The 19,874-nt window shown below is 63.5% G+C and carries 17 protein-coding genes; 3 read left to right on the top strand and 14 right to left on the bottom strand.

Annotated features, from left to right (window positions below; all coding sequences use genetic code 11):
- Window positions 1-166: 166 nt before the first annotated feature.
- The 10 genes from AOG28_RS08090 to AOG28_RS08045 form a co-directional block, all read right to left on the bottom strand.
- Window positions 167-1,039 (bottom strand): DMT family transporter, encoded by an 873-nt coding sequence (locus AOG28_RS08090; protein ID WP_200906756.1) that lies wholly within the window; start codon window positions 1,037-1,039, stop codon window positions 167-169.
- 434 nt (window positions 1,040-1,473) lie between these two features.
- Complete coding sequence (locus tag AOG28_RS08085; RefSeq protein WP_054555999.1) at window positions 1,474-2,580, bottom strand: NADH:flavin oxidoreductase/NADH oxidase; 1,107 nt, start codon at window positions 2,578-2,580, stop codon at window positions 1,474-1,476.
- Between the two features lie 210 nt (window positions 2,581-2,790).
- Entirely contained in the window at window positions 2,791-3,768 is a 978-nt protein-coding gene (bla, locus tag AOG28_RS08080) for a class A beta-lactamase (RefSeq protein WP_082388568.1), read from the bottom strand.
- 167 nt (window positions 3,769-3,935) lie between these two features.
- Window positions 3,936-4,217 carry an amphi-Trp domain-containing protein gene (locus AOG28_RS08075; RefSeq protein ID WP_054555998.1) on the bottom strand — a complete coding sequence of 94 codons (282 nt, stop codon included), beginning with the start codon at window positions 4,215-4,217 and terminating at the stop codon, window positions 3,936-3,938.
- A 20-nt stretch (window positions 4,218-4,237) separates the two neighbouring features.
- Window positions 4,238-5,530: a metallophosphoesterase gene (locus AOG28_RS08070; protein ID WP_054555997.1), complete on the bottom strand. Its 1,293-nt coding sequence runs from the start codon at window positions 5,528-5,530 to the stop codon at window positions 4,238-4,240.
- A 287-nt stretch (window positions 5,531-5,817) separates the two neighbouring features.
- A complete protein-coding gene (locus tag AOG28_RS08065; protein WP_054555996.1) occupies window positions 5,818-6,558 on the bottom strand; it encodes a histidine phosphatase family protein in 741 nt (246 codons plus the stop codon).
- A gap of 126 nt (window positions 6,559-6,684) precedes the next feature.
- Window positions 6,685-7,677 (bottom strand): NUDIX domain-containing protein, encoded by a 993-nt coding sequence (locus AOG28_RS08060; RefSeq protein ID WP_054555995.1) that lies wholly within the window; start codon window positions 7,675-7,677, stop codon window positions 6,685-6,687.
- Between the two features lie 2 nt (window positions 7,678-7,679).
- A complete protein-coding gene (locus AOG28_RS08055) occupies window positions 7,680-8,873 on the bottom strand; it encodes an HprK-related kinase B (RefSeq protein ID WP_054555994.1) in 1,194 nt (397 codons plus the stop codon).
- Complete coding sequence (locus tag AOG28_RS08050) at window positions 8,870-9,772, bottom strand: GAK system ATP-grasp enzyme (protein ID WP_054555993.1); 903 nt, start codon at window positions 9,770-9,772, stop codon at window positions 8,870-8,872. The genes AOG28_RS08055 and AOG28_RS08050 overlap by 4 nt, the downstream gene beginning before the upstream one ends.
- Complete coding sequence (locus tag AOG28_RS08045; RefSeq protein ID WP_054555992.1) at window positions 9,765-11,615, bottom strand: aminoglycoside phosphotransferase family protein; 1,851 nt, start codon at window positions 11,613-11,615, stop codon at window positions 9,765-9,767. The genes AOG28_RS08050 and AOG28_RS08045 overlap by 8 nt, the downstream gene beginning before the upstream one ends.
- 257 nt (window positions 11,616-11,872) lie before the next feature.
- Between AOG28_RS08045 and AOG28_RS08040 the strand changes: the two genes are divergently transcribed.
- Window positions 11,873-13,099 carry an alpha-hydroxy acid oxidase gene (locus AOG28_RS08040; protein WP_200906755.1) on the top strand — a complete coding sequence of 409 codons (1,227 nt, stop codon included), beginning with the start codon at window positions 11,873-11,875 and terminating at the stop codon, window positions 13,097-13,099.
- A 169-nt stretch (window positions 13,100-13,268) separates the two neighbouring features.
- Here the strand turns inward: AOG28_RS08040 and AOG28_RS08035 are convergent, their stop codons facing one another.
- The gene (locus AOG28_RS08035) at window positions 13,269-14,702 is read right to left on the bottom strand and encodes an NAD(P)/FAD-dependent oxidoreductase (RefSeq protein WP_054555991.1); all 1,434 of its coding nucleotides are present in this window, start codon (window positions 14,700-14,702) and stop codon (window positions 13,269-13,271) included.
- 229 nt (window positions 14,703-14,931) lie between these two features.
- Here AOG28_RS08035 and AOG28_RS08030 point away from each other — a divergent pair, with 229 nt between their 5' ends.
- Window positions 14,932-15,774: a FadR/GntR family transcriptional regulator gene (locus AOG28_RS08030; RefSeq protein WP_082388508.1), complete on the top strand. Its 843-nt coding sequence runs from the start codon at window positions 14,932-14,934 to the stop codon at window positions 15,772-15,774.
- A gap of 70 nt (window positions 15,775-15,844) precedes the next feature.
- Window positions 15,845-17,122, top strand: a complete 1,278-nt coding sequence (locus tag AOG28_RS08025; protein ID WP_152965369.1) for a Zn-dependent hydrolase — start codon at window positions 15,845-15,847, stop codon at window positions 17,120-17,122.
- Between the two features lie 125 nt (window positions 17,123-17,247).
- On the opposite strand, the gene AOG28_RS08020 is transcribed toward AOG28_RS08025, so the two are convergent.
- From AOG28_RS08020 to AOG28_RS08010, 3 genes are read right to left on the bottom strand one after another with little or no spacing between them, the layout of a single operon-like run.
- On the bottom strand, window positions 17,248-18,009 hold the full coding sequence (locus AOG28_RS08020) for a M15 family metallopeptidase (RefSeq protein ID WP_082388506.1): 762 nt from the start codon (window positions 18,007-18,009) through the stop codon (window positions 17,248-17,250).
- 6 nt (window positions 18,010-18,015) lie between these two features.
- Entirely contained in the window at window positions 18,016-19,293 is a 1,278-nt protein-coding gene (locus AOG28_RS08015) for a TRAP transporter large permease (RefSeq protein ID WP_054555989.1), read from the bottom strand.
- Window positions 19,290-19,856 carry a TRAP transporter small permease gene (locus AOG28_RS08010; protein ID WP_054555988.1) on the bottom strand — a complete coding sequence of 189 codons (567 nt, stop codon included), beginning with the start codon at window positions 19,854-19,856 and terminating at the stop codon, window positions 19,290-19,292. The genes AOG28_RS08015 and AOG28_RS08010 overlap by 4 nt, the downstream gene beginning before the upstream one ends.
- Window positions 19,857-19,874: the final 18 nt, after the last annotated feature.

Raw genomic sequence — 19,874 nt, 5'->3', positions numbered from 1 at the left:
GGGTTTTGCCGTCACCGCACTGTTCTGGAGGAAACATGCGCGCCACAACGACAAAAGGAGAGGCGCAAGCGCCTCTCCTTTCACATGTGTCATCTGGTCGATGGTGCAAGCTGGCGTCAGCGGTGATGACAGCCAGCCGCTGCCAAGCTGATGGCAGCGAGGGGGGTCACAACGAAGCCACCTTCGCCAATGGCGGGCGCTGCTTGCCCTGGGTGACGATGTAGATACCGCTTGCAACCACGATGGCGGCGCCCAGCAGGGTCATGGCATCGAGGCTTTCCCCCAGCACCATGACCCCGAGCGCCAAGGCAAACAGGACGCGGGTATAGCGAAATGGCGTGACCACCGAGACCTCGCCCTTGCGCATGGCAATCGTCAAGGCGTTGTAGGCGATGACCCCGAGTATCACGGCACCCACGATCAGCCAGGTCGCCTCGGGCGCATACGCAAGCGGGGTCTGCTGGTAGAGAGCGATCAGCCCCCCCGCCGGGATCAGGGCGAGAAAGCCGTAGATGCCGAGCTGAACGTTGGACAGCGACGCCGGCGCGCCGCGCGTCGCCAGGTCCCGTCCGGCGAAGCCGATCGTGCTGATCACCGCAAACAGTGAGGTCATGTTGAAGCTGTCGAGGCCAGGGCGCACGATCAGCAACACGCCAATGAAGCCGACACCGATTGCCAGCCAGCGCTTGCGGCTGACGCGCTCCCCGAAGAACATTGCCGCCCCGGCCACCACGACCAGCGGCGTCGCCTGAAGGATGGTGGAGGCAGTGGAAAGCGGCATCAGGGTGATGGCGAGAGCGAAGCTGCTGCGGGCGATGATCTCACAGATGACACGCACCAGAATCGCACGCGAGAAGATCGCCGCAGGCATGAGGGACTCACCGCGCAGGCAGGTCAACAGCATGAAGACCAGCATGCCGCCGAGACCGAACAGCATCAGGGTGATACCGGTCGAGGTATGCCCCGCCGCCAACTTGAACAACAGATCCTCCACCGCGAATGCTGCCATCGCGATGACCATGAAAACACTGCCACGCATATTGTCCACTCAAGCCCCCTTGGTCTTTCAAGTCACATTCACCAGACGGTCTGGCGGCCAGGATCAAGCGCGTATCGCGCTGCAACATCACCCCACGGCAGGCAGCGGGTCCGCTTGATCATCGGTGGCATCGTCCCACCATCACGCCATCAAGTCTTGCACCCTGCGCTTGAGGTGAAACAGGCGCGATTGCCGCAAAGACGCGTTTCAGAACCCCCCATGATGGCGCAAGGCCACGCTATCCGGCACTCGAGTGATGCGCTGGCAGCGCTCTTGTTAGACGAAAGATATGGCGTCAGGCGCCCGGCGCGCTCGAATCTGAACGTCAAGGAAAGCCAGAACTTCAAGGCAAGCCTCGCACAGCAAGACGCCCTCGATCACCGAGCGGGAGCTCGTGAACGCGGGCGTCAGTCCTCAATATCTCTTCACACGGCTCAGTCCTGCTGATTCTCCAGCAGCGACTTCAGGCCATGCGGCTGGCAACGCAGGTACTGGGGCGCGGCCTTGACGGTGTCACCCAGCGCAGCAGCCGCGTGCCACGGCCAGCGCGGGTCGTAGAGAATGCCACGCGCCAGCGCGATGGCATCGGCACGCTCGTTCGCCAGCAGGTCTTCGGCCTGCTGCGGCTCGGTGATCAGGCCAACGGCAATCACCGGCATCTTCACCTGCGCCTTCAGGGCCTCGGCGTGCGGCACCTGATAATTGGGCTCTACCGGAATCTGCTGCTGCGCGCTGAGCCCGCCACTGGAGACATGCAGATAGTGGCAGCCACGACGGTCCAGCGCCTTGGCAAGTTCGATGCTCTGCTCGAGGTCCCAGCCGCCTTCGACCCAGTCCGTCGCGCTGATCCGGATGCCCAGCATCACGTGCTCCGGGATCGCGGCCCGCACGGCGTCAAAGACCTCAAGCGTCAGACGCATGCGATTCTCGAGCGAGCCACCGTAGTCATCGGCGCGCTGATTGCTCAACGGCGACAGGAACTCGTGCAGCAGATAACCATGCGCCGCATGCAACTCGATGCCGTCCAGGCCAAGCTCGACGGCGCGCTGTGCCGCCGCCACGAAGTCCGCGATGGTACGGCGGATCTGCTCGCCACTCATCGCCTCGGGGAGCGGCCCGCCTTCGCTGAAGGGAATCGCGCTGGGAGCGAGTACCTGCCAGCCATTGTCGTTGCCGGGCGCGATGGCAGCACCGCCCTCCCAAGGCTTCTGGCAGGATGCCTTGCGTCCCGCATGACCGATCTGCACCGCTAGCGGCATCGGCGAATAGCGGCGGATACGCTCGACGACCCCCTGCATGGCTTGCTGGCAAGCCTCATCGTAGAGTCCGACATCGCCGTGGGTGATGCGCCCTTCCGGTGTGACGGCGCTGGCCTCGAAGATCAACAGCCCAGCCCCGGACTGGGCGAGATTGCCAAGATGCTGATCATGCCAGGCCTGCATCTGGCCCTCCTCGGCGGAGTACTGACACATCGGTGCGATGATGATGCGATTGTCCAGCGTGAGCGGGCCGAGGGTGAGCGATGAAAACAGTGTGGACATGGAGTTCCTCTGGAGGCAGACAGGGCGGGTTCGGCAAGGCGCAGGCGCGAACATGTCGAGATGGTCCGTGCTGCCAAAGCCGATGCAGTGCAAGCACAATGCGGGCACTGGGGAGGCGCCACAAGCGCAGGTTGGCCGTGATGACGGCAACGCTGAGTTGCCCATGCTTCACGCACGCCCTGCCAGCGCCTCACCATAAGCGCCCCACCATCAGCGACTCGCCTCGTCCTCCAGCACTTCCTTGACCAGCAGACGCCCGACATCGGCAATCGCAGCATTGCGTGCTGCCAGTTCCGCCTCGCTTTCGGTCAGATAGACCGCCACGATCAACGGGGCACGCAACGGCGGCCACAGGATGGCAACGTCATTGTTGGTGCCATACCCCCCGCCGCCGGTCTTGTCCGCGATCTGCCAGTCATCGGGCAAGGCCGCCCGCAGCTTGTCATCGCCGGTGGTGTTGGCCAGCATCCAGCCCTGCAGGGCAAGGCGCGATGGCTCGCTCAGCGCATCCCCCACCAGCAATCGCTGCAGGGTGGCCGCCATCGCGTGCGGCGTGGTGGTATCGCGCGGGTCACCGGGAGTGGCCTCATTGAGCGCCGTTTCACGTCTATCCAGCCGCGTGCTGTCATCGTCCAGGCGCCGCAGATAGGCCGTCAGTGCAGCAGGACCGCCAAGGGTGTCGAGAATCAGGTTGCCCGCGGTATTGTCGCTGGTCGTGATAGTTGCATGGCACAACGCCTCAAGCGTCAGCCCGCCATCCTGGGTGTGGTTCTCGGTGATGGGGGAGTAGGTCACGAGATCCGCCGGGCGAATCGCCACCTTGCGTGACAACGATTCCTGGCCTTCGTCCACCCGAGAGAGCAGATGACCACAGGCCAGCACCTTGAAAGTGCTGCTCATGGGGAAGCGCTCATTCCCCCGCCAGCTGAAACGGGTGCCATCGGCGGTATCCAGAACAGTGACGCCGATTCGCGCGCCGACCTCTGATTCGATGTCCTGAATGGCCGACGCCGAGAGCGGCTTGTCAGCGGCCTGTGCGCCTAGCGGCAGACAGGCAAGCGCGGCGGCGGCCAGCCACTGTTTCCAGCACCTTGAAGGCCTGACAGCAAGCTTTACCGCAAGGCTGGAAGAGTGCAATGGAGACGAGCGGTGATCGGCACCGCACAGGCGCTGAGGGGATGAAGGCATCAATGACATGTCCTGATCATGGGGAGCGGTCGTGTCGCAGCAGACACAACCAATATGCAGCATGCTACATGTACCATAGCCGCTTAAGCGCGGACATGCCGGCCATCTCACTACGGGCCGCGGACTGGCAGAGACTTGATCTGGGTCAATGCCAGCGCACGATGCCCTCACTCATCGAGAACCTTGAGCGTCTTGTTGCGCTTGGCGCCGGGCTTGGCATGCCATGACAGGCGAATATCGAGGCGATGATGATCATCCTCTCGCCGCGCCGTGACCTTGAGGGTCATCAGGCCGCGCGGTGCCAGCCGTATCTCGCCGTCCTCATCGCGAAATGACAGCAGGCCCTTGCCCAGCCCCTTGATGATGGCCTTGAGAATGTCCTGAACGCCATCGATGGATTGCAATGATTCATGTCGGAACAGCGACTTGTCCTGCTTGTCGTCTTTCACCAGCCTCTCCTGTACGTGTTTCAGGGCGCGTAGACCTTAACCTCGGGATGGTCATTGCTGATGCCGACGATGCGTCCACAGGCTTCTATCAGCGTCGCCCCCATGCCCACGCCATCCAGCCCTTCCTTGCGGCGGGAATTGCGATCCAGGGTGACGTCGCCCTCGATATGCAGAAGCCCGTGGCGCCAGCCCAGTTGCTGGCCCGCCTGATGATTGACGTGACCATGCATCACGGCACGAATGCCGACCTTGTGCAGGCGCTTGACGCCCGCGGCGCTCAGCACCATGTCGCTCTTGCGATATTTGGTGCGCAGTACATTGGCCAGCTCACCGTAATAGAAGGTGAACGGGTCTTCGCGCAGGATGCGCCGGAATTCCTGATTGACCTGCGAGACCTTCTGGCGGCCGAGTCGTCTGGCGAAGGCATCATCCACGCCTGCGTGGACATGCAGGAAGGCGCCACTGCGATAGGCAAGGCGCATCTCGTCGAAGAACCAGGCAAAGCGCCCGCCGGGCTTGAGAAACAGCTCGTGGGCCTTGAGCGCGGCGGCATAGGTCTGGCGCAACGAGAGGCCATGTTTCTCGCAAGCATGCTCGAAGCCATCGGCCTTGGCGCTCAGGCGAGTGATCTCCTTCTCCAGCGCCTCCCCCTTGAGCACATGGCCTGCCGATTTGCGAAACTGCTCCGCCCAGTCCGGCCCCGGGTACAGGCGCCGACGACACTCACTTCGCGAGGGAATGCTCTTCATCGCCCGCGGTCTGTCCGCCAGGTAGTGATCGAAGACTTCCTTGAGCAGCGCCAGCCCCTTGGCGCCCATGCGCACGAACAGATGATCGGTCCGCGCCGAATCATCATGACTCAGCCGCATCAGCGCCAGCATCAGCCGCATGTCATGATTGCCCGCCAGCAACTTGAGACGCGCCCCGCTGCGCATCAAGGTGCGCAAGGCTTCCAGCAGCTCCAGATTGCTGGGGCCCTTGTCGAGGCAGTCACCGCCGATGACGAAGACACTGCGCTTGCCCCGTGCCGTCAACACCAGGTTGTCCCGCGAGGTCAGGCGCACACCGCCACTGGCCACCAGAGACGCGATGAAGGCTTCCGCGTCGGCATGCGCATCGGAGATGAAGATGACATCGCGGCGTGGCCAGTCCTTGCTGCCCAGCTTGCGAGCGGCGCGGGACACCTTGTCACCGGCGCGCAGGTGCTGATGTGTCTCGGGCCACTGAGCCGCGTGACTGGGCAGCGCCTTCAGATAACGCGTCGGGCCTCGGTAACGCGGTACGGCGTCGCTCATGGGGGGACTGAGGGTCATTGGGCTATCTCCTTGTGGCATCTGCTTGCCTCGTTGAACTCACCGGCTTGTGGCAAGCAAGCGCCTTGCCGCTCCTTGGGGACCATCCGGGGGCATGCGGAATGTGGAATGAGGTCACGAGCACAGGGCGACAAGCTTATGACCGTTTGATCACAGAAAGATGACAGACTCGCATCACCTGGTGCGCTGGCCTGCTTCTCTGCTGTCAATGACTCCGCCCACTCCCTGCTCTCCAGCACCCCCCGCCCGCTCACGGCACTTCAGTACCCCGCCGGCTGGCCGCCAACTCAGTCCTGCGCGGGCTCGTGACGCTGGCGCACCTTCCACTCGCCAGCCACATGCCGCCATGACCCTGAAGAGGTTTCCTCGATGACCACCGGCCGTGCATGGTGCATGCTCAGCCCGGCAATCTGGTCGAAGTCCAGCACGCCCAGCAGATGCGCCGCATGCCGCAGCGCCGCGCCATGGCCGACGATCAGCGTCAGCGTGGCGCCCGATGTGGGGGTTGATGTGGGAGCCGAGACAGAAGGTGATGGGGAAGCCGGCAGCGAAGCAATGAAGTCGGCCACCCGCTGACCGGCCTGCATCAGGGATTCAGCCCCCGGCAGCGGCAGGCGGAAGTGGCTGTTGGATTTCCAGTCGGCCGGCAGGAAATCCACGCGCGGGTCATGACGCACCGCTTCGGCGATCTGTGCCGTGGTCAGATTGGCGGCGCTACCCAGACTGCGCTCCCACAGGGCATCATGTGCCATGAGCGAGAACTCGCGCTCTGTCCTGTCACCCATGACCTCGTTCATCACCTGCGCCGTCTGCCAGGCACGCAACAGGCTGGAGGCATGTACCGTGCTGGCCGGTTGCCAGCCATGTGCCTGACACAGCGTCAGCACTTCCTCGGCTCCCTCACGCGCCTGACGCTCACCGCGACGGGTCAAGGGAAACGGCTGCAGCGCGCTCGGGGTATCAATCTGCTGGTGATAGTCGGCATGACGAATCAATGCCACACGTCGGATTGTCGGTTCATCAGTCATCGGCCGTCGCTCTTCCCGTCTTCACTCGGTATTGATTCATGCTGGCGGTCCTCGCCATGCGTCGCCTCGTTCGGTGCTAGTGGCGCTAATGGCGCCAATGGAGCTAGTGGCGCCAGTCTCCCGCGCTCACGTCGCCTGGCGCGACTGCTCAAGCCGTGCCAACAGCGCCATGGCGACGTGCCCCATCTCGTGGTTCTTCAACAGGCTCGGCACGACCTCCGCTGCCACCCAGCGCCGACTGCGGTGTGGCTCCTCCCGCTCGCTCTCTTCCTGCTCATGCACGACTCTCACGGCGTGCAGACTGGCCGCGACAGGAGCGCCCCACTTCTCGTAACTGAATTCCAGCGCTGCGTGGTCCAGCGCCTCCGCCTCGATGCCCGCTTCCTCGCGGGCTTCCTTGAGCGCGGATTCAATCGGACTCATGCCCGGCTCGACGATTCCCTTGGGCAGGCTCCAGTGACGGTTGGAGGAAGAGCCGATCAACAGCACCTCCCACTGGGCATCATCGCCTTCCCCCTGCAGACGACAGGGCAGGACGGCCGATTGGCGGTAGTAATAGGCGGGGCGTTCGCGGCGCTCCTCACCGGCCGGGAATGGCCAGGGAAAGCCATCCGGCAAGGCACGCACGCGCTGGATCAGCTCCAGGCTCATCTGGCCGGAGCGCAGGTCTTCCCAGCGCCCCTCGAAGGTCAGCTTGACCACCGCCGCCGTCGGCAGCAGCTTGGTCTCCTTGGGCGGACGCGGCCGCTTGCCGGTCAACCAGACCAGCGCATCTTCCAATGCCGGGTTATGGCCGATGATCATCAGTCGCTGCACGCTGTCCGGGCAGGCGCGCACCGTCTTGAGCAGCGGCGCCTCGTCCTCGCAGTAAAGCGCAGGCTTGAGCTCGATCATGTCGACGCCGAGGCCCATCGACTTCACGCACTTTTCCGCCGTGGCGCGCGCGCGAAGGGCCGGCGAGCTCAGGATGGCATCCGGTACCAGCGCCTCCTGGGCAAGCCAGGCTCCCATGCGCTGGGCGCCGCGCTTGCCGCGCTCCTTGAGGGGTCGATGGAAGTCGTCAGCTGCCACTGACCAGTCCGACTTTCCGTGGCGCATCAACAGCAGTTCACGACGCATGTTCAAGCCTCCAGCAAGGGGGTCAGGTGGTTCTCGACCAGCACGGCGAAGTCCACACGCCCGGTCACCTCAAGCACGCGGGTTCCCGCCAGGCGCTCCAGATACGGCGCGGGATCAAGGCTCGCGCCATTGGGCACGAAACGGCCATCCCGCTGCTGGTGGAAGGGCCCCGGTGTCTTCATCACCGCGCGTATCAGCGCTTCGCTGCGGCTGACCTCGACCTCGCGCACCTCGAGCGGCGCCTCGCTGCCGCGCGTCCAGTTAAGTATCACCATGGCCGCAAGCTCGCCGCTGGCGCGGATACGCCCGGGGCCGTAGACGTCCTCGATGATCAGATCGTGCTTCTCTTCCAGGTCCCATAGCGCTTCTTGCGGCATCGCTTCATAGCCTGCGATACGCGCGGGGTCCAGCAGCGGGCGCAGCCGCGGATTGTTGAGCATGGTGCCGGGATTGATGCGTGGCAACTTGGCCACGCCGCGGGCACGCAGCGTTCCCTCCCGCCCCGGCCGGTCCAGGAACAGCCGGTCATTGCTGATGAAGTCGAACTTAGGATTGTCGAGTGCCGTCACCATGGTGGTGGACTTCCCGCCGCCCGAGAAGGCAGCGATGGCCACCGCGCGATCGCCTTTCGACAGCGCCGAGGCGTGACAAATCAAGCCATCATTCTGCTGCAGATACGACATGTGCAGATTGAGCAGGAAGTTGATCACCTGGCTTTCATTATCTTCACAGGGCCCGAACGCCAGGTTGTGGACATCGCTGCGCAGAAAAGCCATGCCCGTGCGCACCTTGTGGATCAGGCGCCCGTCGGCCAAGTCGATGATGGCGTCCTTGCGGCGTGTCTTGCCAGGTTCCGGCATCCAATCGACGAAGGCCTCGGGCACGATGCCGAGCCTCGCTGCCAATGGCATGTCCTTGAGTGCCGGTGCCTTGAGCACATGCACGAGCTTGACTTCTATCGGCACATTGTCGAGCGCCACGAGGCGCGCGCAATGGCGAAAATATGTCGCCAGACGTTGCAGCAGCCGCGGCTTGTCCGTCATCACGCACAGGCGAAAGTCATCCACCTCGAACAGCAGCGCCTCGCTCAGGCACTGGCGCGACGGCGTCAGCGCCGTGAAGCAGGCGGCGGCCGTCCACTCTGCAAAGGGCAGCGAGGCAAGGCTGGCCGGGCTGTCACAGGTCGTCGCGTTCATGCCAGACACTCCATCACATGATCGAGATAGGCGGCTGCCGCATCGACACCGGCACCTTCCAGCGCCCCGCGGAAGCCACCGAAGGCCGAGACTTCGAAGATGATCGGGCCATCGTCGGTCAGCGCGACATCGACGGTGGTGAAGTCGAGCTTGAACGGTGCCTGGGCACGCTGCGCCAGCGCGATCAGCTCCTCAGAGGGCTCGAAGGGCGCGTACTTGCCACCGGCATGGATGGTGGTATTCCAGGCATCGCCCCCACTGACGCGGGCGTAGCTGCACAGATAACGGCCACCGACGAAGACCATGCCGTAATCCTGCCCCGGCAGGTCGAGGCGCTGCTGCAGATACATCATCGGGTGCTCGGCGGCGAACTCACGCACGGCAGCTTCCAGCGCGGCATCATCGCCGGTGTCCTCGATGATGCACATGCCCCGCGCCTTAGTGGAGAAAAGCGGCTTGAAGACGGCGGCCTTGAAGCGCTTGACGGCCTCGCAGGCCGCCGCCACGTCTTCGGTGACCAGAGTGGCCGGCATCGGAATGTCGGCATTGGCCAGCGTGACGGTGCAGCTCAGGCGGTCGATCAGACGAATCATGCTTTCCGCGCTGCTGAAGACGCGCACGCCCCTGGCTTCGGCGACGCGCAGCAACTCCAGGCGATCCAGGCTGCTCGGGGAATATTCCGCGCTGATCTTCTTGACGATCAGGGCGTCCAACTCGGTCAGGTCATGACGCACCCCGGCAGAGTCACGGAATTCGAGGCAGTTGCGGGTCAGGTCCAGCGAGACGGCCGCCATGTCGATCACGAGACGAAAGCCCGTCCGTGCTTCGATGGCATCCGCCAGCACTTCGGTCGACCACTTGCCGGGAATACCCACGACGCCAATCTTGAAATCAGTCAACGAACAACTCCTCCAGGGGAATACGGTAATCGGCCGGCCGTTCAGGGTCGGCGCCAAGCACATGCTCGAGTATAAAGCGTGCGCGGTTGAACATGCGCCCTGCCAGCCCGGCATCGAGGATGAAACGTGTCGAGGTGGCAAAGGAGCGAGCCAGGCCAAGTGCCAGACGCCATTCAAAGGTGGTATCGCGCTGCTCATGGGCAAAGCGACGCATCTGCTGACCGAAACTCAGGGCCAGCGCCAGAATACGGGCCCGCAGCGCCGCATCCGTCAATTGAAGACGGTAATGGGACACCATGTGCACGGACACGTCCTGCACATAGTCCTGATAGGCCGAGCGGTGAAGATCGATGAAGCGGATGCTCTGCTTCGCCGGATCGAAGAGGATGTTGTCGACATTGAAGTCGCCGTGGATATAGACGGCGAAGGGAGCCTCGAGCGAACGTTCCAGACCTGCGGCCTGCTCGATCAACGCTTCCAGCGAGGGCATCTCGCGCCCGCACAGCGAGGCACCGCAGTGGCGAAATTCCGGATGGATCTGATAGACATCACTCAGCCGCTTGAGTAGCTGGCGCATGTGCCCTGCAGTGACCGGCTTGTCGCGGCGGGTGGTGGTCCACACCGAGTGTAGCGTCTCGACCAGCACCTGCTGGGCGGTACGATTGAGGCGTGACGATTCGTTGATCAACAGATGCTCGAGGGTCATGCCCGGCAGGTGCTCAATCAAGAGTGCCGCGCTGTCGCCCTGCTGATGATGCGAGAGGATGCGGGGGGCGATGCCGGGATAGATGTCGTGCCAGCGCTCGACGCCCTGCCGCTCCTCCTCGACCTTGCGCCCCAGGCCATCCTTGAAGATGGCCAGATACTCCGGCGAGGTCAGCGGCAGATCACCGGTTGGCTTGCGGTCCCTGGATTTGCTGCCCTTGGACTTGCTCGCGTCAGTCTTGCGGTCCTTTGACTTGCTGCCCTTTTGCTTGCTGCCCCCTGACTCGCCAGCCTTGCTGCCCTTTTGCTTGTCGTTGGCCGGCCTGCCCTTGTCATTGCCCTTGTCACTGACCTTCTCGACAGCCCTCGCATTGGGCTTCTCGCTGGCAATCCCCGAGATCCGGCTGCCGGAACGTGTCTCGGCCAAAGTGTCGACGCGCATCTCGCCCGCCGTCTGACTGCCATCACCGAGTTCATTGACCAGGTGGGTCAGCGAGGCATAGCGCTCGAAGTTGAGTGACTGACCGAGGGTTGCCGAGATGACCGCCTCACCCAGCTGCCCCAGCACCTCGCCCATCTGGCTGATTTCCCGGGCCACGAACAGCAGATGTGTCAGGTCTTCGGCGGGAGCACGCTTCTTCTTGAGCTGGCCGGTGAGTGCCCGGATGCGGCCTTCACTGTCCCGCTTCAGCTTCTCGCGACTGCGCGCGAGCTTCAGGGCCAGGGACAGGGAGCCGTTCTCCAGCGACATCTCGCTGCGCAGAATGCCGCGACGCACACGGCGCAGCGACTTCACCAGCACGACATCATCGACCAGTTGGACATCATCGACGCGAATCAGCTGCTGCAGACAACTGCGCGCCAGCTCACTGAGCCGTGCCAGACCACTGGCGACCTCGACCAGGCTCTGCTGGAAGCGGGCCCGCGCGTGCGAGCGCTTTTGGTTTCGGGCTTCAGGGCATGCCTGTTCGATACGCTGGCAGAGGTTCTCGGCGTACCCCTTGCGCTCCAGCAGCTTGCGCGCCATGGCCGCCGTCGGCGCGGACACGAACGCCTGCAGCCAGCCATATTGACTATCCACTTCCGAGCACAGAAATCGAAGGTTGTCGCGCGTGCTTTCAGGCCAGGCCTGATCCATGCCATCTCTCCATCCACTCGGAAATCATCCCAATGCCCTAGTATTCCACGCAAAGATGACAATCCGCGACACGCGTAGGAGGAATCGACTGTCTTGTGGGTGGCCGGCCGGCTTGAGCGCGGTTTTTTTATTGAATTCCACCACCCGAACGCTTCCCCCTAGACGTATCGCCTATAGCTGGACAAGACCGGATTCGGTGACAGTAGCGCAAGCGACCCTGCCAGCCCCCGCGCGACCCACCACGGATGGAGACCCGCATGACCATCACTTGCATCAATGACCTGCAACGCCTGGCGAAACGCCGCGTGCCGAAGATGTTCTACGACTATGCCGATTCCGGCTCGTGGACGGAGTCCACCTATCGGGCCAATGAGGCCGACTTCGCCGCGATCGGGCTGCGCCAACGGGTGATGGTCGACATGGACAATCGCACTCTGCGCACGAAGATGCTCGGCGAGGAGGTGGCCATGCCGGTGGCGATCGCACCGACTGGCCTGACCGGCATGCAGCATGCCGATGGCGAGATGCTGGCCGCGCGCGCGGCGAGTGACTTCGGTATTCCCTTCACGCTCTCGACCATGAGCATCTGTTCCATCGAGGACGTCGCGTCGGTCAGCTCACGGCCCTTCTGGTTCCAGCTTTACGTGATGCGCGACAAGGATTACATCGGACGGCTGATCGATCGCGCCAAGGCCGCGGAGTGTTCCGCGCTGGTACTCACCGCTGACCTGCAGATCATCGGCCAGCGCCACAAGGACCTGATCAACGGCCTGAGCGTGCCCCCTCGCCCTACCGTGGCGACCGTGCTCGATCTGGCCACCAAGTGGCGCTGGTGCGCCGGCATGCTCAAGACCAGGCGCCACACCTTCGGCAATATCGCCGGCCACGTGAAGGATGCCGAGAACCTGAGCTCCCTCTCGAAATGGACCGCCAGCCAATTCGATCCGAGCCTGAGCTGGGACGACATCAAGTGGATCAAGGACCGCTGGGGCGGCAAGCTGATCATCAAGGGCATCATGGAGCCGGAAGATGCCGAGCTGGCCGTGCAGGCAGGCGCCGATGCGGTGATCGTCTCCAATCACGGCGGACGTCAGCTCGACGGTGCCGCCTCCTCCATCTCCGCCCTGCCGGACATTCTCGCGGCAGTCGGCGACAGGACAGAGGTCCACATGGACGGCGGCATCCGCTCCGGACAGGATGTGCTCAAGGCGGTGGCGATGGGTGCCAAGGGCGTCTACCTGGGTCGCGCCTTCCTCTATGGGCTCGGCGCCATGGGCGAACAAGGGGTGACCAGGTCCCTGGAGATCATCCATAAGGAACTCGACACCACGCTGGCCCTGTGCGGACTGCGTGATATCCACGACGTGGACACGCGGATTCTCAGGCCCGGCACCTATCCGGTGGCCAGCTCGCAGAGAGAAGCCGAAGCAGCGCGAGAATCACGCCGCAGGGTGCCTCATGACGCGCTGGGCACGACCTCCTGAACACGACCTCCTGAACACGACGGCGCAGCAATAACGCCCTGAAAAGCACAAGGCCGACATGCACCAGTGGAATCCACCACGGCGCATGTCGACCTGTCATTACTGGGTGGCGACTCTCTAAAGGCTCTCTCAAGAGTCACTCTAGAATCACTCAAGACCCGCTCAAGACTCAGTGCACCTTGAGACGCGGTCCCATGCTTCGGCGCAGCACGTCACTGACCACCTCGGCGGAGCCCTTCAGCGGCCCCAGCAGCAGGAACTGGTGATGGCGCTGCAGCCCTTGATAGGCGGCGCGCGCGAAGCGTCCTCTCACCTGCAGATCATCATTGCCCTTGCTGCCCTGGGCATTGCCCAGCTTGTCACTCAACTTGCCGCTGAGCTCACCGACGCTGCCGGCACTGGAGAGTGACAGCAAGGTACCGCGGTCCTTGAACTCGAAGGCCTGAGCCGGCTCACCCTGCTGGCGACGCGGCAGTTCATCGGCGAGAAACTCGGCCTGCTCGCTGGCCACCTGAGCGGTGGGCGGCAGCGGTGCCTCATCGATGTTGGCACAATCGCCCAGCGCGAAGATGCTGTCATGGCCAAGGCATTGCAGCCCGGGCGTCACCGTGAATTGACGCTTCTTGTTGCTTTCCAGGACGTCGATTTCCTCGACGATGGCGGGCCCGACGCGCCCTGCTGCCCAGACCACCAGATCCGCGTCCCGCGTCACCGACTCGTCGCCTTCACTGATCTCGACACTGCCGGGAGACACCTTGGCGACCTGACGGGACAGTTCGATCTTGATGCCCTGCTCCTCGAGTCGCTGATGGATCGACTCGCGCAGTTCCTGTGAGACACCGGGCATGAAGGTCTCGGTGGCCTCGAGAATCGTGATCTCGACCTTCGCGCCCTTGGGTGCAGGGGCGTCATGCATGCCACGCGCCTCATGCAGGTAGGCGGCCAGTTCGACACCGGTGGCGCCGGAGCCGACGATCACCACCTGATACGGCCGCCCCGGGGACTCCTTGGCACTATCTTGAGTGCCTCCCTCAGTGCCAACCTGAGCGCCGCCCTGGCTGGCTGACACGCCAGCATCGCCTATCGGTGCTGTTTCCATCGCCACATGGTTGGCCAGCAGGCCACGCGAGAACTGCTGGGCGATGCGCTCGGCATCGTCAGGGGAATCCAGCAGGCAGGCATGCTCCAGCACACCCTCGACCCCCATGTCAGGCGTCACACCGCCCAGGGCCAGCACCAGCTGACGATAGCCCCTGACGCGCGCCGGCACCTCGGCGCTCGCGTGATCTTCCCTGCCCGGGATCGCGGCCAGGGTGATCTGACGCTGTGCAGAGTCCACGCTTTCGAGTGTGCCGCACTCATAGCGGAACCCCCACTGCTCGGCCAGACCGGCATACCCCAGCTCATCGACCTGACGCCGCCCGAGGCCCGCCGCGATCTCATGCAGTCGTGGCTTCCATACGTGACTAGTGTCGCGGTCTATCAGCAAGACGTCCTTGTGGCCTGCCTTGGCAAGGCGAACCGCCAGCTCCAGTCCGCCGGCGCCGCCACCGACGATGACGATATCGGCGTCGCGCGTTGGCTGAGGATCATGCGTTTCCATAGGGCCTCCTTTAGCGGGGTCGAATATAGAAACCTTATGTCAGACCAGGCGCTTTTCAAGACTGACACGCATGACTTCGCCAATGCGCTGCCTTTGATGCGACGCATCAATGGCGTGATCGCCTGCGCAACGCTTGAGGCCACCTTGGGGTTTGACAGCACTCGAGTCCGCGACTAAAGCTTATTTATACGAATAAATATAACTGACTCGCTGCCGCTCAGGACATCGCATGCCGACATCGCCCTCCCCCCTGGACACTTCACGTGCCAGCACCAGCACCAGTGCCAACGCCTCCGGCGCCCACCTGCCCAAGCGGCAGAAGCTGGCCGAGCTGATCAGTGATGACCTGAGGCGCAGCATCGTGCGCGATGGGTTGAGCGAAGGCGACCGGCTGCCCAACGAGAAGGCGCTGATGGCCCAGTACGGCTGCGCCAAGGGCACGCTGCGCGAAGCCCTCAAGATTCTCGAGGTCGAGGGCTTGATCACCCTGAAGACGGGGCCCAATGGCGGCGCCGTGCTCAATGCGCCAAGCATGGAACCGGCCAGCCGCATGCTGAGGAGCTTCCTGCATTTCAAGACGCTCAATGGCGCCCAGGTCTATCAGCTACGCCGACTGCTGGAAGTCGAGATGGCAGTATCGGTGGTGGGCCTGCTCAGCGAAGAGGACCTGGTGGCGCTCGAGAACAATGTCCATGACTGCAGTTGCCACCAGCCACAGGACGAGGACCAGCGGCGCCAGCGCTTCCTGGAAATCGAATTCCATCAGGTGCTGGCCCGCGCCTGCCCCAACCCGCTGCTCAGCTTCATGTGCCAGTTCCTCAACGACATGCTGCATGAGCTGGTCGTCATCAAGAAAGCCTACCTGCCGGAGCGCAAGCAGTTCGACCAGGCCAATCAGCATTACCACTCCGGCCTGATCACGGCGTTTCGCCACCAGGACCATGAGCAGGTCAGACAGCTCATGACAGAACACATGCAGGATGCCGAGCACCACATGACGGCACTCGAGGTGGAAATGGCCGACCAGTTGCTCGTCACCCCCGCGCAGCTGATGGCCGACAGCAGAACCTGACCCGAAGCCTGGACCAAAACAAAAGCGGAACCGGAAGCACAACAACAATATCCACGAGAGGATAAAGCCGATGACCACTGCCCAGATGGACACATCACCCGCGAATACCCTGAGCGAGCTGCGTACCGACAGCGATCGCCTGTGGCAATCACTGATGACCCTGGCCGAGCTGGGCGCCACGCCCAAGGGCGGAGTCAACCGCCAGGCGCTGACCGAGCTGGACCGCCAGGCGCGCGACCTCTTCATTCAGTGGTGCAAGGCCGAGGGTTGCACGATCCGTATCGATGCCATCGGCAACATCTTCGCGCGCCGCGCCGGCACCGATCCGGACGCACCGGCGGTGATGACCGGCAGCCACATTGATACCCAGCCGACCGGCGGCAAGTTCGATGGCTGCTTCGGGGTGATGGCCGGGCTTGAGGTCCTGCGTAGCCTCAACCAGCACGACATCAAGACCCGCTGCCCGGTGGAAGTGGTGGTCTGGACCAATGAAGAAGGCTGTCGCTTCGCGCCCTGCATGATGGGGTCCGGCGTGCATACCGGCCAGTTGTCACTGCATGAGATGCTCGCCCAGAAGGACTGCGACGGCGTGACCGCCGGTGAGGCACTGGACGCCATCGGCTATCGCGGCAGCGATGAGACCCCCCGCGAGAACGTACGCGCCTTCTTCGAGAGCCACATCGAGCAGGGCCCGATTCTGGAAGATGAAGCGACCACCATCGGCGTGGTGATGGGCGCGCTGGGTCAGCGCTGGTTCGATCTGACCCTGACCGGTCAGGAGGCGCACGCGGGCCCCACGCCCATGTCACTGCGCCAGGACGCCATGCTTGGCGCCGCCGAGATCACCGTCGCCGTCAATCGCATCGCCATCGATCACGCGCCGCACGGTCGCGGTACCGTGGGTGTGATGCAGGTCCACCCGGGCTCGCGCAACGTCATCCCCGGGCAGGTCAACATGACCATCGACCTGCGCTCGCTGGAACCCGACTCCCTCACCGCAATGGTCGCGGAGCTGAAAGAAGTCGTCGAAGCCGTCAGTCAGCGGCATCGTCTGACCTACGAGCTCACCCCCACCGCCGACTTCGTGCCGGAACACTTCGCCGACAACTGCGTGAACGCGGTGCGCAACGCCGCCAGCCAGCTCGGCTACTCGCATCTCGACATCGTCAGCGGCGCCGGCCACGACGCCATCTTCATGGGCCGTATCGCTCCCGCCGGCATGATCTTCGTCCCCTGCGAAGGCGGCATCAGCCACAACGAGATCGAGAACGCCGCGCCCAAGGACCTGCACGCCGGCTGCAACGTGCTCTTCCACGCCATGCTCGATCAGGCCGAGATCGTCAGCTGAGCATCAGGCACGACTCGCTGACGCTGATCGCATAAGACGCTGAAACGAAAGCCCCGCTCGAGTCGCCATCGAGCGGGGCTTTCGTGTCTTGCAGGCCAGCGGCTGTCAGGCATGCTCTGACACCTTCACGCCAGTGAGCGTTTCCAGAGACTCTCGATGCTGTCCATCTCCGCCGGGCCGAACAACGCCTCGGGCTCGCCGCGGTACCAGGCCCAGAGCTGATCACCGAAATCGAAGTGCCACCATTCGCTGGGCAGATTGGTGAAACCGGCCTCGGTCATGACGTGATAGAGCAGACGCCGGTTGTCGCGTGCCTCGGCCTGGGGCGTATCGCCGGCAGGCGGATGACGCTCGAAATGATCGGCGTGGGACTCGGGGGTCGCCTCGTCAAACAGCGTCCCCATCTCGAGCAGCAAGCCATCGGCGTCACACAGGGTGACATCGACGGCGCCACCGGTGAGATGCGGACTCGGCGCGTCCGGGTCACGGCTGGGCAGCGAGACGAATTCGCGCGTACGCGCCAGCAGCTGGGCCTCATCCAACTCAGGATCATGCGTCTTGAGCGACTGATACAGCGTCTCGAACAGATACTGCTGCACCCGCCAGGGACGCCAGCCATCCATCACCACCAACGACAGCCCTTGCGGCAAGGCGCGCGCGGCCTGCAACAGGCGCTGATACACCGCACGCCGCACCAGACATTCATTGACCGCCCCGGGGATACCGAGGCGCGCGTAGGCGGGATAGACCTTCAGACATGACGGCCCGAGGCTGGTCGGCACCAGAGTACTGTCACAGCCCTTGACGGGGATTCGGGTGACCTGCGTCCAGTCCGGCTCGTCATGACTCGGGATGGGGGGAATTGGGCGATTCAATGTTGACGTCATGAGTTGTTATCCAGACAGGGTCGGCAACCACAGGGTAAGAGGCGGGAAGATGATCAGCATCAGCAGCACCGCGACCGCTACCAGCACGAACGGCCAGATGGTACGAAACAGCGAGGTGATCTCGAGCTTGCTGACCGCGGCGGCCACGAACACGCAGGCGCCCATCGGCGGCGTGATCAGCGCGATGGTGATATTGAGCGTGATGATGACCCCCAGGTGCACGGGGTCGATGCCAGCGGCCATGGCCACGGGCACGAAGATCGGCGTCAGCAGCATCAAGGCCGAGACTTCCTCCATGAACATGCCGGTGACGAAGGTGATGGCGCTGAGCAGCAGCAGGATCAGGATCGGGCTGTCGATATAGGGTGTCAGCAATGCCACGAACTGATTGGGCACCTGGGCATAGGACAGCAGCCAGCTGACGATGGACGACACCGCCATGATCACGAAGATGGCGCTGGTCAGACGGGCCGTGTCCTTGATGGCACCCCACACATCGACAAGCTTGAGCGGCCCCTGGCACAAGCCGCAGAGCAGCACATAGGCCACGATCAAGGCGCCGGATTCGGTCGGGGTCACGATGCCCAGCACGATGCCGGAGACGATGATTACCGGTGCCACCAGCGCCGGCAGTGCCCCGACGACTGCCGCGATCACTTCGCGACGTGCCGGTGCCTGGCCACGTGCCTGCAGACCATGACGCCGGGCATACCAGGCATTCATCGCCATGAACGCCACCGCCAGCACCAGACCGGGTACGACACCGGCCAGGAACAGGCTGCCCACGGAGGTGTTGGTCAGCGAGGCGTAGAGGATCATGAAGATGCTGGGCGGGATGATCGGCCCGATCAACGAGCTGCCCGCCGTCAGACCTGCGGCAAAGGAAGTCGAATAGCCCTCCTTGCGCATGGCCGGCACCAGTAGCGAGCCCAGCGCGGAGGTATCGGCAACCGCCGAGCCATTGACGCCAGCGAAGAACACGCTGGAAACGACGTTGACATGGCCCATGCCACCGCGCAGATGTCCGACCATCAGGCGTGCCAGACGCATGAGGCGTTCTGTCAGGCCACTGATGTTCATCAGGTTGCCGGCGAGAATGAACAGCGGAATCGCCATCAGCGAGAAGGCATTGATGCCGCCGAAGAACTGCTGCGGCCCAAGGCGCTCCAGCATCGAAATATCGACGAACAGAAAGCCGGTCACGGCGGTGACGAGCAGGGAGAGAAACAGCGGCAGGCCCAGCAGCACGTGCACGACGAAGATGGCCAACATTGCCCAGATCATGTGCGTGGCCCTCCTGTCCTGTCATCGTGTGTCGCAGGCTCGTCGACCTCCTCGTCCGGCGCGATCTCAAGCGCCGGGGATGTCAGCGGCCGTGGGCCATGCAGCAGGACCTGCACCGTGATCAGCGCGAAGCCGATCGGCATCGACAGCATTGGTACGCTGCGACTGACGCCCAGTCCCATGGTGCGGAACATGCTTGCCGACATGGCGTAGTGCCAGGTCATCCAGGTCGCGCCCGCCATCAGCACGAGCGTCAGCCACCACTGGTAATGGATCAGCGCCGTGGCCATGCGCGGAGGCAGACGCCGTTCCAGCAGCGCCACGCGCATGTGCGCCCCTTCTGCCCAGACGACGCCGATCGCCAGCATGACACTGGCGATGATGAGATAGCGGGTCAGCTCATCGACCCAGATGGGCGCGCCGCCCAGTACATAGCGCATCACCACGCCGTAAAGTATGATCAGCACCGTGGAAGCCAGCAGTACCGCCGCTATCGCCAGTGTCACGCGGCCACAGGCAAGCAGCAGGCCTTCCCGCAGGGAAGGCTGTCGTGAAGGAGTCATGGAAGTCATTTACCGCAA

The sequence above is a fragment of the Cobetia sp. UCD-24C genome, from assembly GCF_001306765.1.
GTDB classification, from domain to species: Bacteria; Pseudomonadota; Gammaproteobacteria; order Pseudomonadales; family Halomonadaceae; genus Cobetia; species Cobetia amphilecti.
The sequence above is the reverse complement of the archived record's forward strand: the minus strand, read 5'-3'. Positions and strand labels throughout refer to the sequence as shown.

What these genes read in the sequence shown, in the direction of transcription:
- AOG28_RS08055 (WP_054555994.1), bottom strand. Translation starts at nt 8,873, where the DNA reads ATGAACGCGACGACCTGTGACAGCCCGGCCAGCCTTGCCTCGCTGCCC.
- bla (WP_082388568.1), bottom strand. Translation starts at nt 3,768, where the DNA reads ATGCCTTCATCCCCTCAGCGCCTGTGCGGTGCCGATCACCGCTCGTCT.
- AOG28_RS08010 (WP_054555988.1), bottom strand. Translation starts at nt 19,856, where the DNA reads ATGACTCCTTCACGACAGCCTTCCCTGCGGGAAGGCCTGCTGCTTGCC.
- AOG28_RS08085 (WP_054555999.1), bottom strand. Translation starts at nt 2,580, where the DNA reads ATGTCCACACTGTTTTCATCGCTCACCCTCGGCCCGCTCACGCTGGAC.
- AOG28_RS08065 (WP_054555996.1), bottom strand. Translation starts at nt 6,558, where the DNA reads ATGACTGATGAACCGACAATCCGACGTGTGGCATTGATTCGTCATGCC.
- AOG28_RS08070 (WP_054555997.1), bottom strand. Translation starts at nt 5,530, where the DNA reads ATGACCCTCAGTCCCCCCATGAGCGACGCCGTACCGCGTTACCGAGGC.
- AOG28_RS08045 (WP_054555992.1), bottom strand. Translation starts at nt 11,615, where the DNA reads ATGGATCAGGCCTGGCCTGAAAGCACGCGCGACAACCTTCGATTTCTG.
- AOG28_RS08015 (WP_054555989.1), bottom strand. Translation starts at nt 19,293, where the DNA reads ATGATCTGGGCAATGTTGGCCATCTTCGTCGTGCACGTGCTGCTGGGC.
- AOG28_RS08035 (WP_054555991.1), bottom strand. Translation starts at nt 14,702, where the DNA reads ATGGAAACGCATGATCCTCAGCCAACGCGCGACGCCGATATCGTCATC.
- AOG28_RS08020 (WP_082388506.1), bottom strand. Translation starts at nt 18,009, where the DNA reads ATGACGTCAACATTGAATCGCCCAATTCCCCCCATCCCGAGTCATGAC.
- AOG28_RS08025 (WP_152965369.1), top strand. Translation starts at nt 15,845, where the DNA reads ATGACCACTGCCCAGATGGACACATCACCCGCGAATACCCTGAGCGAG.
- AOG28_RS08030 (WP_082388508.1), top strand. Translation starts at nt 14,932, where the DNA reads ATGCCGACATCGCCCTCCCCCCTGGACACTTCACGTGCCAGCACCAGC.
- AOG28_RS08090 (WP_200906756.1), bottom strand. Translation starts at nt 1,039, where the DNA reads ATGCGTGGCAGTGTTTTCATGGTCATCGCGATGGCAGCATTCGCGGTG.
- AOG28_RS08060 (WP_054555995.1), bottom strand. Translation starts at nt 7,677, where the DNA reads ATGCGTCGTGAACTGCTGTTGATGCGCCACGGAAAGTCGGACTGGTCA.
- AOG28_RS08040 (WP_200906755.1), top strand. Translation starts at nt 11,873, where the DNA reads ATGACCATCACTTGCATCAATGACCTGCAACGCCTGGCGAAACGCCGC.